General features: G+C 57.3%; 16 protein-coding genes. 1 reads left to right on the top strand and 15 read right to left on the bottom strand.

Translation table 11 applies throughout. The features are described 5' to 3' along the window. Positions 1–20 precede the first annotated feature (20 nt). From rnhB to rpsB, 15 genes are all read right to left on the bottom strand, one after another. Positions 21–647: a ribonuclease HII gene (rnhB, locus tag AC1DHT_RS02865; RefSeq protein ID WP_427547204.1), complete on the bottom strand. Its 627-nt coding sequence runs from the start codon at positions 645–647 to the stop codon at positions 21–23. A gap of 11 nt (positions 648–658) precedes the next feature. Further along, positions 659–1792, bottom strand: a complete 1134-nt coding sequence (gene lpxB / locus AC1DHT_RS02860; protein WP_427547203.1) for a lipid-A-disaccharide synthase — start codon at positions 1790–1792, stop codon at positions 659–661. A 2-nt stretch (positions 1793–1794) separates the two neighbouring features. Beyond that, entirely contained in the window at positions 1795–2571 is a 777-nt protein-coding gene (lpxA, locus tag AC1DHT_RS02855; RefSeq protein WP_427547200.1) for an acyl-ACP--UDP-N-acetylglucosamine O-acyltransferase, read from the bottom strand. Then, complete coding sequence (gene fabZ / locus AC1DHT_RS02850) at positions 2568–3008, bottom strand: 3-hydroxyacyl-ACP dehydratase FabZ (RefSeq protein ID WP_007978374.1); 441 nt, start codon at positions 3006–3008, stop codon at positions 2568–2570. Before fabZ ends, lpxA begins: the two co-directional genes overlap by 4 nt. A 108-nt stretch (positions 3009–3116) precedes the next feature. Continuing rightward, on the bottom strand, positions 3117–4172 hold the full coding sequence (lpxD, locus tag AC1DHT_RS02845) for a UDP-3-O-(3-hydroxymyristoyl)glucosamine N-acyltransferase (RefSeq protein ID WP_427547197.1): 1056 nt from the start codon (positions 4170–4172) through the stop codon (positions 3117–3119). A gap of 3 nt (positions 4173–4175) precedes the next feature. Next, a complete protein-coding gene (locus AC1DHT_RS02840) occupies positions 4176–4679 on the bottom strand; it encodes an OmpH/Skp family outer membrane protein (RefSeq protein ID WP_427534602.1) in 504 nt (167 codons plus the stop codon). A gap of 45 nt (positions 4680–4724) precedes the next feature. Further along, positions 4725–7103, bottom strand: a complete 2379-nt coding sequence (bamA, locus tag AC1DHT_RS02835) for an outer membrane protein assembly factor BamA (RefSeq protein ID WP_429539317.1) — start codon at positions 7101–7103, stop codon at positions 4725–4727. Between the two features lie 74 nt (positions 7104–7177). Next, positions 7178–8530: a sigma E protease regulator RseP gene (rseP, locus tag AC1DHT_RS02830; RefSeq protein ID WP_429539318.1), complete on the bottom strand. Its 1353-nt coding sequence runs from the start codon at positions 8528–8530 to the stop codon at positions 7178–7180. Between the two features lie 54 nt (positions 8531–8584). Next, a complete protein-coding gene (gene ispC / locus AC1DHT_RS02825; protein ID WP_427547247.1) occupies positions 8585–9775 on the bottom strand; it encodes a 1-deoxy-D-xylulose-5-phosphate reductoisomerase in 1191 nt (396 codons plus the stop codon). Then, positions 9772–10578, bottom strand: a complete 807-nt coding sequence (locus tag AC1DHT_RS02820; RefSeq protein ID WP_427547244.1) for a phosphatidate cytidylyltransferase — start codon at positions 10576–10578, stop codon at positions 9772–9774. The genes ispC and AC1DHT_RS02820 overlap by 4 nt, the downstream gene beginning before the upstream one ends. Continuing rightward, a complete protein-coding gene (gene uppS, locus AC1DHT_RS02815; protein WP_054595911.1) occupies positions 10578–11333 on the bottom strand; it encodes a polyprenyl diphosphate synthase in 756 nt (251 codons plus the stop codon). Before uppS ends, AC1DHT_RS02820 begins: the two co-directional genes overlap by 1 nt. Positions 11334–11350: 17 nt before the next feature. Continuing rightward, entirely contained in the window at positions 11351–11908 is a 558-nt protein-coding gene (frr, locus tag AC1DHT_RS02810) for a ribosome recycling factor (protein WP_019692087.1), read from the bottom strand. Further along, on the bottom strand, positions 11905–12648 hold the full coding sequence (gene pyrH, locus AC1DHT_RS02805; protein WP_011059526.1) for a UMP kinase: 744 nt from the start codon (positions 12646–12648) through the stop codon (positions 11905–11907). The genes frr and pyrH overlap by 4 nt, the downstream gene beginning before the upstream one ends. 210 nt (positions 12649–12858) lie before the next feature. After that, on the bottom strand, positions 12859–13722 hold the full coding sequence (gene tsf, locus AC1DHT_RS02800) for a translation elongation factor Ts (protein ID WP_427547240.1): 864 nt from the start codon (positions 13720–13722) through the stop codon (positions 12859–12861). 204 nt (positions 13723–13926) lie between these two features. Beyond that, positions 13927–14664 carry a 30S ribosomal protein S2 gene (gene rpsB, locus AC1DHT_RS02795; protein WP_003219330.1) on the bottom strand — a complete coding sequence of 246 codons (738 nt, stop codon included), beginning with the start codon at positions 14662–14664 and terminating at the stop codon, positions 13927–13929. A 371-nt stretch (positions 14665–15035) separates the two neighbouring features. Between rpsB and map the strand changes: the two genes are divergently transcribed. Continuing rightward, positions 15036–15818: a type I methionyl aminopeptidase gene (gene map, locus AC1DHT_RS02790; RefSeq protein ID WP_427541001.1), complete on the top strand. Its 783-nt coding sequence runs from the start codon at positions 15036–15038 to the stop codon at positions 15816–15818. Positions 15819–15847 lie beyond the last annotated feature (29 nt).

Below are 15847 nucleotides of genomic sequence, written 5' to 3'. Positions count from 1 at the left end.
CAAAAACATCAGCCTTGAGACTAGCTCTCGATCAAACCCTCGCGGGCCTCATAAGCAAGGCGCACCGGCGCGAACGAACGCCGGTGAATCGGTGTCGGCCCCAGTCGGGCCAAGGCCTCCAGATGGACGGGCGTCGGGTAGCCTTTGTGGCCGCCGATGCCGTAACCCGGGTAAATCAATTCGAATGCCGCCATTTCGCGATCACGGCTGACTTTCGCCAGAATCGATGCCGCTGCGATGGCCGGGACCTTGCTATCGCCTTTGACCACGGCTTCAGCCGGCATGGCCAGTTTCGGACAGCGGTTGCCGTCGATCATCGCCAGTTTCGGCGTGATGTGCAGGCCTTCGACGGCACGCTGCATGGCCAGCATGGTAGCGTGCAGAATATTCAGTTCGTCGATTTCTTCGACTTCGGCACGTGCAATGCACCAGCTCAGGGCTTTCTCGCGGATTTCGTCGTAGAGCTTTTCACGGCGCGCTTCGGTGAGCTTCTTCGAGTCATTGAGCCCGAGGATCGGCCGGCTCGGATCGAGGATCACCGCCGCCGTCACCACTGCGCCGCAGAGCGGGCCGCGACCGACCTCATCGACACCGGCGACCAGGTCTTCGGCGTCTGCGACGAGGGTAAAATCCAGGCCCATTTGCATCTTTACGTTACTCATTGAGATTTGCCGATCAGATTGAGGACGGCATCTGCGGCCTGATTCGAGGCGTCGCGACGCAAGGTCCGATGAATCTGGTCAAAACCGGTGGTTTGCTCTTCACCGCCATCGATCAATGGCGACAGCGTCAGCGCCAATGCCTCGGGGGTCGCATCGTCTTGCAGCAACTCGGGCACCAGCAGACGCTGAGCCAGCAAATTCGGCAAGGAGATGTAAGGGCTTTTCACCATGCGCTTGAGGATCCAGAACGTCAGCGGCGCCAAGCGGTAAGCCACGACCATCGGCCGCTTGTACAACAGGGCTTCCAGGGTTGCGGTTCCCGAAGCAATCAGCACCGCGTCGCAAGCGGCCAGCGCCTGATGGGAGCGGCCATCGAGCAAGGTCACCGGTAAATCACGGCCAGCCAACAGCTCTTCGAGCTGCACGCGGCGTTCAGGGCTGGCGCACGGCATGACGAACCGCACACCGGGACGCATGGCCCGCAAACGCTCGGCGGTGTCGAGGAACAAGGCACCCAGGCGCCCAACCTCCCCGCCCCGGCTGCCCGGCATCAGCGCAACCAGCGGGTCGTCTTCTGGTAATCCCAGTTCGGCGCGCGCAGCCGAGCGGTCAGCCTCAAGGGGAATCGCATCGGCCAGCGAGTGGCCGACAAATCTCACCGGCACGCCTTTCTCTTCGTAGAATCTGGCTTCAAACGGGAACAGCGTGAGCATCAGATCGCAGCCTTCGCGAATCTTCAGCACGCGCTTTTGACGCCATGCCCAAACCGATGGACTGACGTAATGCACGGTCTTGATTCCGGCCTGACGCAGCTTAAGTTCGATGTTAAGGGTGAAATCCGGAGCGTCGATGCCGATGAAAACATCCGGCTTTTCGGCGATGAGGGTCGCGATCAGTTTTTTGCGGCGAGCCAACAGCTCACGCAAGCGGCCGAGCACCTCGACCAGGCCCATGACCGCCAGACGCTCCATCGGGAAGTAAGAGGTCAGGCCTTCAGCCTGCATCAGCGGTCCGCCGACACCGATGAACTCAATCGCAGGATGCTGTGCCTTGAGCGCACGCATCAGACCCGCACCCAGAATATCGCCGGAGGCTTCGCCCGCCACCAGTGCAATACGCAGACTGGCCATGATTAACGGGTGATGCCGCGAGTCGAAGACTGAATGGAGTCACGGAATATCGCAACTTCCGGGAACTCTTCCGACGGCTCGGCCAACTCGACAAGCGCTTGTTCGACTGTCAAACCCTGGCGATAAACCACTTTGTAGGCGCGGCGTAATGCGTGGATCGCCTCTTCGCTGAAACCACGGCGACGCATGCCTTCGAAGTTCATGCTACGGGCTTCGGCAGGGTTGCCGAACACCGTGACATAGGCTGGAACGTCCTTGCCAATGGCGGTGCCCATACCAGAAAAGCTGTGGGCGCCAATATGGCAATACTGATGAACCAGGGTAAAGCCGGACAGGATCGCCCAGTCATCGACGTGCACATGACCGGCCAACGCGGTGTTGTTGACCAGGATGCAGTTATTGCCGATAACGCTGTCATGGCCAATATGGGCATAAGCCATGATCAGGTTGTGGTCGCCCAAGGTCGTTTCGGAGCGATCCTGAACAGTGCCACGGTGAATGGTCACGCCTTCACGGATGACATTGTGGTCACCGATCACCAGACGGGTTTCTTCACCCTTGTACTTCAAATCGGGCGTGTCCTCACCTACCGAGGAAAACTGGTAAATGCGGTTGTGCTTACCGATACGTGTCGGCCCTTTGAGAATCACGTGCGGGCCGATCACTGTTCCCTCGCCGATTTCCACACCTGCGCCGACGATCGACCACGGGCCGACCTCGACGTCGTCGGCCAGAATGGCCGTCGGATCGATGATTGCGCGAGGGTCAATCAAACTCATAGTTTGCGTTCCGCACAGATGATTTCAGCAGAGCAGACTGGCTTGCCATCGACCGAAGCCTGGCATTCGAACTTCCAGATCTGACGCTTGCAGCTGATGAACTTCGCTTCAAGAATCAACTGATCACCCGGCAGAACCGGCTGGCGGAAACGCAGCTTGTCGGAGCCGACGAAGTAGTAAAGCGTGCCATCGGCAGGCTTGACGTCGAGCATTTTGAAACCAAGGATCCCGGCAGCCTGAGCCATCGCTTCGATGATCAGTACGCCCGGCATGATTGGATGCGCCGGGAAGTGACCATTGAAGAACGGCTCGTTGATGCTGACATTCTTGTAGGCGCGAATGCGCTTGCCCTCAACATCCAGCTCCACTACCCGGTCCACCAACAGGAACGGGTAACGGTGAGGCAGGTATTCGCGAATCTCGTTGATGTCCATCATTTCGGGGGGAAGCCTATGTAAAGATTGGGAGCGCGCGACTGACGCACACTCCTCTAGCAAATCAAGGAGGCAGTCTAACGGCTGTGCACACTTGATATGGAAATGGTATCAGCCATCTGATGAAGCATTGCTGTCAGGGGTCACGTCCCCAACACGCTTTTCCAGCTGTCGCAGGCGTCGCGCGATATCATCGAGCTGACGGATACGTGCCGCGCTTTTGCGCCACTCGGCAGCCGGTTGCATAGCTGTCCCGGAGGAATAGGAACCCGGCTCGGTAATCGAGTGAGTCACCATGGTCATCCCGGTCAGGAATACGTTGTCGCAAATATCAATGTGTCCGACCAGCCCCACACCACCCGCCAGCATGCAGTGCTTGCCGATTTTGGTGCTGCCGGAAATCCCCACGCACGCCGCCATGGCCGTGTGATCACCGACTTGCACGTTGTGGGCGATCTGAATCTGGTTATCGAGCTTCACGCCATTGCCGATGATGGTGTCGGCCAGCGCACCGCGGTCGATGGCGGTATTCACGCCAATCTCCACATCGTCACCGATCAATACCCCACCCACCTGGGCGATCTTCTGCCAGATGCCTTTTTCGTTGGCAAAACCAAAGCCTTCACCACCGAGCACGGCACCGGACTGAATCACCACGCGCTTGCCGATGCGTACGTCGTGGTACAGCGTCACACGCGGGGCCAACCAACCGCCCTCACCGATCTCGCTGCGCGCACCGATGAAGCAGTGGGCACCGACCGTCACACCTGCAGCAATTCGCGCAGCGCTTTCGATCACGGCAAACGCGCCAATGCTCGCAGCCGGATCAACCACTGCGTCCACTGCCACCACCGCTGTCGGATGGATACCGGCAGCAGCCTTGGGCTTGGGATCGAACAGATGGGAGACCCGGGCATACGCCGCATAGGGATCAGGCACAACCAGCGCATCACCGGCAAAACTTTCTGCGTCAGCGGCCTTCAGCAACACAGCTGCGGCCTGGCTGTCGGCCAGATATTTACGGTATTGGGGGTTTGCCAGAAAGCTCAACTGAGCTGGGCCAGCCTCCTGCAAGGTGGCCAGCCCAGTGATTTCTTTCTCCGCGGAGCCACGGAGAGTGGCCCCGAGGAACTCGGCCAATTGGCCGAGCTTTATAGTCGCTGTCATGGATTACTTCAGCTGATTCATGCGCTCGATAACCTGGCGAGTGATGTCGTACTGAGGCTTGACATCAATCACTGCGCCACGCTCGAAGACCAGGTCAAAAGCACCTTTCTTGATGACTTCTTCCACAGCGCTGTCCAGTTTCGGCTTGAGCTGCTTCAGCATTTCACGGTCAGCAACGGCTTTGGCTTCGTTCAGCTCTTTGGACTGGAACTGGAAGTCACGGGCCTTTTGCTTGAATTCAAGTTCAAGACGCTCACGCTCGCCCTGGGCCATCTTGTCGCCACCGCTTACCAGACGATCCTGAATGCCTTTGGCACTGCTTTCCAGGGCTTTGAGCTTGGTCAGCTGCGGACCAAACTTCTTCTCGGCATCCACGGCGTACTTCTTCGCCGCGTCAGACTCCAGCAGGGCCATCTGATAGTTCAGTACCGCGATTTTCATTTCGGCAAATGCCGGGGTTGCTACCAGGACAGTTGCCAGGAGAACCAATTGAGTCAACTTACGCACGATGCACTCCTACAAAATCCATTGTCGTTATCTTGGATCAGGCTATTAGAAAGTCTGACCGAGGGAGAATTGGAACACCTGAGTCTCCGCATTGCTGTCCGGCTTCTTGACCGGCATTGCCAAGGCAAAGCTCAACGGACCAAGGGCGGTAACCCATGTCACACCTACACCCACCGAACTGGCCATATTGCTCAGGCTGACTTCGTTGCACTGTGTTTTGGACTTCGAACCATCGGCGTTAGTGCTCTGCGTGCAACTCGAGTCGAACACGTTACCCACGTCCCAGAATACCGATGTACGCAAGGAACGCTGATCCTTCACGAACGGCAGAGGGAACAGAACCTCTACACCACCCTGGATCAGGACGTTACCACCAAACGGCAGCGGGTCCTGGTCTGGGTCGACGGAAGTTCCCGGGTTAACGCCTCGGCTCGGTGTACTGCGAGGCCCCAGCGTGCTGTCCTTGAAGCCGCGAACCGAGTTGAAACCACCCGCGTAGTAGTTCTCGTAGAACGGCAGGCCATTGGTCGAACCATAACCGTCACCATAGCCCAGCTCTGTATGCAGACGCATGGTGTAGTTCTCGGACAATGGCTGGAACAGTTGGCCACGGTAATCCAGTTTAAAGAAAGACAGGTCGCTACCCGGTGTCGTCGCTTCCATCGTCAAACTCTGGGAATGACCACGAGTCGCCAGCACGCCTTTGTTCAGTGTCGACTCGGACCAGCCGGCCGAAGCCTTGAAGTTCAGGAACTGGTCGCCTTCACGGTTAACGAAGTCAAAAATCTCGTCAACGGTGTACTGGCCAGTCTTGATCTTGTCTTGCTGCGCCGTCAGACCGAAGGTCAGACGCGAAGTTTCGCTGATCGGATATCCGACGTTGACGCCAGCGCCCAAGCTGTCCACCGCATAGCTGGCTACGTTGACATCAAGGTTTTTGTAGTCTGTGGTGCGATAGAAAGCGTTGTAACCCAGGCTCACGCCATCGGCAGTCCAGTACGGGTCAACGTAGCCGAAGTTATAACGGCTCTGGTATTGGCTACGGGTCAAACCGATGCTGACCTTGTTACCGGTACCCAGGAAGTTGTTCTGGGTAATCGAACCACCCAGGATCAAACCGGCGCTCTGAGCAAAACCAACGCTGGCGGTAATCGAACCGGAAGGTTGCTCTTCAACGGCGTAGTTCACGTCTACCTGGTCATCGACACCCGGTACAGCCGGAGTCTCGACGTTGACCTCCTTGAAGAAGCCCAGACGTTCCAGACGGGTCTTGGACTGGTCGATCAGGTAGGTCGAAGCCCAGCCACCTTCCATCTGGCGCATTTCACGACGGAGCACTTCGTCTTCCGACTTGGTGTTGCCGCGGAAGTTGATGCGGTTTACGTATGCACGCTTGCCCGGATCGACCACAAAGGTGATATCAACGGTGTGATCGTCGTCATGCGGCGTCGGTACGCCGTTGACGTTGGCGAAGGTGTAGCCCTCGTTACCCAGGCGACGGGTGATCAACTCGGAAGTCGTGGTCATCAGCTTACGCGAGAACACCTGGCCTTTTTGCACCAGCAGCAGCGCCTTGACCTGGTCTTCCGGGACCTTCAGGTCACCGCTGAGCTTCACGTCACGAACGTTGTACTTCTGACCTTCGTTGATATTGACGGTGATATAGACGTGCTTTTTGTCCGGGGTGATCGACACCTGGGTCGAAGCGATATCCATGTTGATATAGCCACGGTCCAGGTAGTAGGAACGCAGGCGCTCCAGGTCACCGGAAAGCTTTTCACGAGCGTACTTGTCATCGTTCTTGAAGAACGACAACCAGTTGCTGGTCTTGAGTTCAAACAGGTCGATCAGGTCTTCATCAGGGAAAACCGTGTTACCCACCACGTTGATGTGCTGGATAGCCGCGACAGTGCCTTCATTGATATTGACCTTCAAGCCAACGCGGTTGCGCGGCTGAGGAACAACTTCAGTGTCAACGGTGGCCGAGTAGCGGCCTTGAGCGACGTACTGGCGCTGCAGCTCGTTACGCACGCCTTCAAGCGTTGCACGCTGGAAGATCTCGCCTTCGGCCAGACCGGATTGTTTAAGGCCTTTCATCAGGTCTTCAGTGGAGATCGCCTTGTTGCCTTCGATCTCGATACTGGCGACCGACGGGCGCTCGACTACAGTAATGACCAGGACATTGCCATCGCGGCCCAGCTGGATATCTTGAAAGAAACCGGTTTTGAACAGCGCACGAGTGGATTCCACCAGGCGACGATCATCCGCCTGTTCACCGACGTTCAACGGCAAGGCACCAAAGACGCTACCCGCGGATACCCGCTGGAGGCCATTGATGCGAATATCGGAGATAGTGAAGGACTCGGCGTGAACTTCGGCGATCATCAATACGGTGAGAACCGCAGTTAGCAGCAGACGTTTCATGAAGTCCTTTCTTATTCCAACTGGCAATAAACAAACTGCCGCAAAATGCGGCAGATTCGCAATTCAGCGAAGCGTTACAGTCGACCCAGATCGTTGACCAGAGCAAGCAACATCACCCCGATCACCAAACTGATACCGATCTGTATCCCCCAACTCTGCACCCGATCCGACAAGGGACGACCACGCGCCCACTCGATCAGATAAAACAACAGATGCCCCCCATCCAGTACAGGAATGGGCAGCAAATTCAGAACGCCCAGGCTAATACTCAGATAAGCCAGGAAATTCAGGAAATCAGCGACGCCCGACTGGGCAGAAGCGCCCGCCACTTTAGCAATGGTTATCGGTCCACTCAAGTTTTTTACCGAGAGCTCACCGAACAACATTTTCTTTAGTGAATCAAGGGTCAGCACACTCATGGTCCAGGTGCGTCGAGCACCTTCGCCAATCGCGGCCACGGGACCGTAGCTGACCTCGCGAATCATGGCTGGTGGCCAATCGACAGCCTTCACCCCTGCCCCCAGATAACCACTGGCCACTTTCGCCTTGTCGCGAGTTGCCAAGGTAACCGGGACGTCGATTTGAGCACCGTCACGCTCGATATGCAGCACAATTTTGGTATCAGGACGCACACGCACCCAATCGACCACCTGCTGCCAATCGGTCAGCGCCTGGCCATCGAGCGCCAGCAGACGGTCGCCGGTCTTCAGGCCAGCAGCCTGCGCCGGGCCTTTAGGGTCCAGCTCGGCCAACACGGGCGGCAATGCCGGACGCCAAGGACGAATACCCAGCGAACGAATCGGGTCCGGCTCATCAGCCCCCTTGAGCCAGTGATCCAGGACCAGTTCGCGCGGCGAATCGGCGGTAGAGCCCTGTTCGCGCACCAGCAATTGCAACGAACCACTTTCACCAAGACGCCGGACCAATTGCAGATTCACCGCTGCCCAACCCGAAGTCGGCTCACCATCGATGGCGACGATTTCCTGCCCCGGATTCAAGCCGGCCTTGGCGGCCATGCTGCCGGCTTCAACGGCTCCGATGACAGGACGCACCTGCTCGGTGCCAAGCATCGCCAGCACCCAGAAAAACGCCAGCGCCAACAAAAAGTTGGCAATAGGTCCGGCAGCAACGATGGCGATGCGCTGACGAACGGTTTTGCGATTGAAAGCCTGATCAAGCTGATCGGCCGGCACTTCGCCCTCACGCTCATCGAGCATCTTCACGTAACCACCCAAAGGGATGGCAGCGATCACGAACTCGGTGCCGCGCCGGTCATGCCAGCGCAGCAATGGCAGRCCGAAGCCCACGGAGAAACGCAGAACCTTGACGCCACAGCGACGCGCGACCCAGAAATGGCCAAATTCATGGAAGGTGACCAGCACGCCCAAAGCCACCAGGGTGCCGACAATCATATAGAGCGCGCTCATCTACTTTCTCCGCAATCCTATTCAGTGCTGCCGTGGGCAAACCCGCTGCAACACCTATCGCCCGTGACGACTCAACCAACGCTCGGCCAGGACACGCGCTTTCGCGTCCGCAGTGAAAACCGCATCGAGATCATCGACCGAAACCACAGGTTCGAGGTTTAACACCTCTTCGATGATACTCGCGATCTCCAGGTAACGGACACGTCCATCGAGAAAGGCTGCAACAGCCACCTCATTCGCGGCGTTCAACATGGCCGGAGCACTGTTCCCGGCCTCTGCCGCCTGCCGTGCCAGACGCAAGCACGGGAAACGCGCTTCGTCGGGCGCCTGGAAGTCCAGACGCGCGATTGCAAACAGATCCAGCGGCGCAACCCCGGAGTCGATGCGCTCGGGCCATGCCAGTGCATTGGCGATCGGCGTGCGCATATCCGGATTGCCCAACTGCGCCAATACTGAACCATCGACGTAGTCGACCAGCGAATGAATCACGCTTTGCGGATGAATCACCACCTCAACCTGAGACGGCTTGGCATCAAATAGCCAACAGGCCTCGATCAGCTCCAGGCCCTTGTTCATCATGCTGGCCGAATCGACCGAAATCTTGCGCCCCATCGACCAATTGGGATGGGCACATGCCTGCTCTGGCGTAACATGCGCCAACTCAGCCATGGAAGTCTGCCGGAACGGACCGCCAGAGGCTGTCAGTAAAATCCGGCGAACACCTACAGCGCCGAGCCCGCGGGAAAAATCGGCAGGCATGCACTGAAAGATCGCATTGTGCTCGCTGTCGATCGGCAACAGCACCGACCCACTCTTGTGCACAGCCTGCATGAACAGAGCGCCGGACATCACCAGCGCTTCCTTGTTGGCCAGAAGAATCTTCTTGCCTGCCTCGACCGCCGCCAGCGTCGGGCGCAATCCCGCCGCACCGACAATCGCCGCCATCACCGCATCGACTTCAGTGTCGGAAGCGACCTGACACAGGCCCTCCTCCCCCACCAGCACGCGCGTAGAAAGACCTGCAGCCCGCAGATCGTCTTGCAGACGCCGGGCAGCCACGGGCTCCGGCACAACAGCAAAGCGCGGCACGTGGCGGACGCACAAGGCCAGCAGCTCACTCAGGCGAGAGAAGCCGCTCAAGGCAAAGACTTGATAGCGCTCGGGATGACGCGCGATGACATCAAGGGTGCTCAGACCAATAGAACCGGTCGCTCCCAGGACAGTGATCTGTTGTGGACGACTCACGATGCAGCCATCCACAGCAATACCGCAAACACCGGAATCGCCGCGGTGAGACTGTCGATACGATCCAGAATGCCGCCATGACCCGGCAGCAGATTACTGCTGTCCTTGATGCCCGACTGGCGCTTGAACATGCTTTCGGTCAAATCGCCGACCACCGAGATAAATACGATAACCGCTGCACCGATCAATCCTTTCAGCATCTCGCCAGTCGTCCAGTCACGCACCAGACCAACGATGGCGGTAATCACCAGGCTGAGCAACAAGCCACCGTACACACCTTCCCAGCTCTTGCCAGGACTGACCTGCGGAGCAAGCTTGCGCTTGCCGAATGCCCGGCCGGAAAAGTAAGCGCCAATATCTGCACCCCAGACCAACACCATCACTGCCATGATCAGCCAGTTACCCAGCGGCTCTTGCTTGATCAGGATCAAACCTTGCCAGGCCGGCAACAGGATCAGCAGGCCGATGACCAGCTTGCAAGCCGCACTGGCCCAATGCTCACTGGTCTTGGGGTAGGTCAGCACCAGATAGGTTGCCACCGCCCACCAGAGCACGGCAGCCCCCAGCACCCAAGGCGAAAGCCCCGGCAGCACATGCATGAAAAACAGCATCACCGCGACCACCACCGCATAAGCGACACGGATCGGCTGTGCAGTGAAACCTGCCAGACGCGCCCATTCCCAGGCACCAAGAGTCACGACCAGGCCGATAAACAGCGCAAAACCGGAGCCCTCGAGCAGAAAAAATCCGCACAGGGCGATCGGCAGCAGGATCAGCGCAGTGATGATTCGTTGTTTAAGCATTAAACCCGGGCTCCAGCCTCGACCTGCTCACTCGTTTTACCGAAGCGACGCTGGCGAGAAGCGAAATCGGCCAATGCGTTACGCATGGCTTCGTGTTTGAAGTCCGGCCAGAACAGGTCGGAGAAATACAGTTCGGAGTACGCCAATTGCCACAGCAGGAAGTTGCTGATGCGATGCTCGCCACCGGTACGAATGCACAAATCCGGCAACGGCAGATCACCGGTAGCCAGGCAGGTCTGCAGCAATTGCGGAGTGATGTCGTCTGGACGCAAATGCCCGGCCTGAACCTCTCGCGCCAGACGTTGGGCTGCCTGGGCGATATCCCATTGGCCGCCGTAGTTGGCCGCGATCTGCAAGACAAAACGATTGGCACCGACTGTCATTGCCTCCGCCTCACGCATGGCGGCCTGAAGCTCGGGATGAAAACGCGAACGATCGCCGATAATACGCAACGTGATGTTGTTGTCGTTGAGGCGCTTGGCCTCGCGACGCAACGCCTTGAAAAACAAATCCATCAAGGCGCTGACTTCATCGGCCGGACGCTGCCAGTTCTCACTGGAGAAGGCGAACAAGGTCAGTACTTCAACCCCGGCCTCAGCGCACACCTCAATAACCGCGCGCACAGCATCGACGCCAGCCTTGTGCCCGGCAACACCGGGCAAGAAACGTTTTTTTGCCCAGCGATTATTACCGTCCATGATGATCGCGACGTGGCGCGGCACCGAGGACAGCACTGGCTGCTTGGTCTTTTCCATGAAGGCGTCCTGACCCCTTATACGGCCATCAGGTCCTTTTCTTTGTCTTCGGTGAGCTTATTGATCTGAGCCTCGAAGTCCTTGATCAACTTGTCGATATCGGCACTCGCGCGACGCTCTTCGTCTTCGCTGATTTCCTTATCCTTGACCAGCTTCTTCAGGTCGCCCAGTGCATCACGGCGAATATTACGCACCGCGACACGAGCATCTTCGGCTGCGCTGCGCGCTTGCTTGGTGAAGCCCTTGCGGGTCTCCTCGGTCAAGGCCGGCATGGAGATCAGCAGCAACTCACCCAGGTTCGTTGGATTGAGGTTCAGGCCAGCACTCTGGATCGCCTTGTCGACCGCTGCGAGCATGTTTCGCTCGAAAGCCACGACTTGCAGGGTCCGGGAGTCCTTCACGGTGACGTTGGCCACGCTGCTCAAAGGAGTATCCGAACCGTAGTAAGGCACCATCACACTGCCCAGGATACTTGGGTGCGCCTTACCTGTACGAATCTGACCAAAAGCGTGAGCCAGGGACTCCAGGGATTTGGTCATGCGCTCTTGAGCGTCTTTCTTGATTTCGTTGATCATTGTTCGCCTTCCTCGATCAGGGTTCCTTCAGCGCCGCCATGTACGATGTTCAGCAGGGCGCCGGGCTTGTTCATATTAAATACCCGCAGCGGCATCTTGTGGTCGCGGCACAGGCAAATAGCCGTCAGATCCATCACACCCAGCTTGCGATCCAGTACCTCATCGTAGGTCAGATGATCGAACTTCTCGGCATGCGGGTCTTTGAATGGGTCAGCGGTGTACACACCATCAACCTTGGTCGCCTTCAACACGACGTCAGCATCGATCTCGATCGCACGCAAGCAGGCTGCCGAGTCCGTGGTGAAGAACGGGTTGCCGGTACCGGCAGCGAAAATGACCACTTCCTTGGAGTTCAGGTGGCGCATGGCTTTGCGGCGATCGTAGTGATCGGTCACGCCTACCATCGAAATAGCCGACATCACGATGGCCGAGATATTCGCACGTTCCAGCGCGTCACGCATGGCCAGGGCGTTCATTACAGTGGCCAGCATGCCCATGTGGTCGCCAGTCACCCGATCCATGCCGGCTGCACTCAGTGCCGCGCCTCGGAACAGATTACCACCACCAATCACCAGACCGACCTGAACACCGATACCGACCAGTTGGCCGACTTCCAGCGCCATGCGATCCAGAACCTTGGGGTCGATCCCGAACTCTTCGGAGCCCATCAGGGCCTCGCCGCTAAGCTTGAGTAGAATGCGTTTATAGCGAGCCTGATAACCACTGCCCTGCTGAGCCATTGCGAATCTCTCCTGCGGCGTATTTTAAAAAATTCTTTGCGGGCTGTTTGCAGCCTGCGTTCACTCTAACGTGACGCTATCACAGCGCCATCAGAACACGGCTTTGTAAGCCAGTTCCGACGGAAAACCAAATAAATTGGCTTCCCCATCTGAAAAGAGGCTGCGCGCGTGAGCGGGCAGCCTCTTCAGGGCGACAGTTAAAAAACCGTCTTATTGCTTGCTGGCAGCCAGCTGTGCAGCAACTTCTTCAGCGAAGTTGTCGACTGGCTTCTCGATGCCTTCGCCTACTTTGAAGTAAGTGAAGGAAACGATTTCAGCGCCGCCTTTCTTGGCCAGCTCACCGACCTTGATTTCAGGGTTCTTGACGAACGCCTGCTCAACCAGGCTGGCTTCAGCCAGGAACTTGGTGATACGACCGGCAACCATTTTTTCAACGATTTCGGCTGGCTTGCCTTTGATCTTGTCTTCGTTGAGGCTCATGAACACGGCTTTTTCGCGTTCGATGGCTTCAGCGGAAACTTCCGACGGCAGCAGGAACTCAGGGTTGCTGGCAGCTACGTGCATAGCGATGTCTTTGGCCAGCTCGACGTTGCCGCCTTTCAGGGCCACGACTACACCGATCTTGTTGCCGTGCAGGTAAGAACCGACAACGTCACCTTCGATACGAACCAGGCGACGGATGTTGACGTTTTCGCCTACTTTGGCAACCAGTGCTTCACGAGCCGATTCCTGAGCGGCGATCAGCGGAGCTGCGTCGGTCATTTTGTCGGCGAATGCTTTCTCTACGCTGGCAGCAACGAAGGCTTTGAAGTCGTCTTGCAGAGCGAGGAAGTCGGTTTGCGAGTTGACTTCAATGATAACGGCAGCTTTACCGTCTTCCTTGATGCCGATCGCGCCTTCAGCAGCAATGTTGCCTGCTTTCTTGGCAGCCTTGATGGCGCCCGAAGCACGCATGTCATCAATGGCTTTCTCGATGTCGCCGCCAGCCTTGGTCAAGGCTTTCTTGCAGTCCATCATGCCTTCGCCAGTACGCTCGCGCAGTTCTTTGACCAACGCTGCAGTAATCTCTGCCATTTCAAAATTCCTCTTGGATAGGTTATCAACCATTCCACCCGATCGAACGGGCGTTCAATTCTTCCCGAACCACCCTTGTTAGCTGCTGCACATTACAGATGCAGTAGCGACACCCTGAAAACAGGCGCCAACAAATGGTTTTCGAGGTGGCAAAAAGGGGGCCAAGCCCCCTTTTTGCTTACTGAGTCAACGCCAAGGCGTCAATTACTCAGCTGCTGCTACCGGAGCTTCTTCAACGAACTGCTCGGTGCCGCCAGCAACGTGGTTGCGACCGCGGATTACAGCGTCAGCCATCGAACCCATGTACAGCTGGATAGCGCGGATTGCGTCATCGTTACCTGGGATGATGTAGTCAACGCCTTCCGGGCTGCTGTTGGTATCGACTACGCCGATAACCGGGATGCCCAGCTTGTTGGCTTCGGTGATCGCGATGCGCTCGTGATCAACGTCGATAACGAACAGAGCGTCAGGCAGACCGCCCATGTCCTTGATACCACCCAGGGAACGATCGAGCTTTTCCAGGTCGCGAGTGCGCATCAGCGCCTCTTTCTTGGTCAGCTTGGCGAAAGTACCGTCTTCGGCTTGCACTTCAAGGTCACGCAGACGCTTGATGGAAGCACGGATGGTTTTGAAGTTGGTCAGCATGCCGCCCAACCAGCGGTGATCGACGTACGGCGAACCGCAACGTGCTGCTTCTTCAGCAACGATCTTGCCAGCGGAACGCTTGGTGCCGACGAACAGAATCTTGTTTTTGCCCTGGGCCAGACGCTCTACGAAAGTCAGAGCTTCGTTGAACATTGGCAGGGTTTTTTCAAGGTTGATGATGTGGATCTTGTTACGCGCGCCGAAAATGTACTTACCCATTTTCGGGTTCCAGTAACGGGTCTGGTGACCGAAGTGCACACCGGCCTTCAGCATATCGCGCATGTTGACTTGGGACATGATAGTTCCTTAATAAGTCGGGTTTGGCCTCCACGTATCCCAATGACCAACCAGCAGCATCAGCTGAAGGCACCCAGGTCATCGTGTCGACACGTGTGTGGATTTAAGCTTTTCGGGGTATACCCGGAAAGCGGCGCATTTTATATCACAAGGAGGGCGAAAACGAAACCCGGATTCTTAAAAGCCGATCAGTGCTTTTGCTCCGGCCCTTGGAATCCCCCCAGAATGCGCCATTCTATAAAGAGAAGCGACGCACAGAGGCACGGATTCGCCGTGATCGTCTGGTAGAATCATGTTTTTCAGGGCTGCGAGCAGCATCACGCAGAGCCCATTCCGTATAGAAAGCGCCGCTGAGCGTAGAGAGAACCTGTATGACCGTCACCCTCAAAACCCCAGAGGACATCGCAAAAATGCGTATCGCCGGCAAGCTTGCCGCCGATGTACTGGAAATGATTGCCGAATACGTCAAGCCGGGCGTCACGACCGAAGAGCTGGACCGCATCTGCCACGACTACATCGTCAACGAGCAGAAAGCCATCCCTGCCCCGCTCAACTATAAGGGCTTTCCGAAGTCGATCTGCACGTCGATCAACCACGTGGTCTGCCACGGCATCCCGAACGAGAAGCCGCTTAAAGATGGCGACACGCTGAACATCGACGTCACCGTGATCAAGGATGGCTATCACGGCGACACCAGCCGTATGTTCCACGTCGGCACCGTGCCGGTCTGGGCCGAGCGCCTGTCGCAAGTCACCCAGGAATGCATGTACAAGGCCATCCAACTGGTCAAGCCTGGCTGCCGCCTCGGCGATATCGGCGAAGTCATCCAGAAGCACGCTGAAAAGAACGGCTTCTCGGTGGTTCGCGAGTTCTGCGGTCACGGCATCGGCAAGGTATTCCACGAAGAACCGCAAATCCTGCATTACGGCCGCGCCGGTACCGGCATGGAACTGAAAGCCGGCATGACCTTCACCATCGAGCCGATGATCAATCAGGGCCGTGCCGACACCAAGGTACTCGGCGATGGCTGGACCGCGATCACCAAGGATCGCAAGCTGTCGGCCCAGTGGGAGCACACCCTGCTGGTGACCGAAACCGGCTATGAAATCTTCACCCTGCGCAGCGATGACACCATCCCTCGCGTTTCGGCCTGATCCGACAAGCTCCGCACCCAGCCTATAGA

This window comes from Pseudomonas sp. 05N432, from assembly GCF_056396945.1.
The sequence above is the reverse complement of the archived record's forward strand: the minus strand, read 5'-3'. Positions and strand labels throughout refer to the sequence as shown.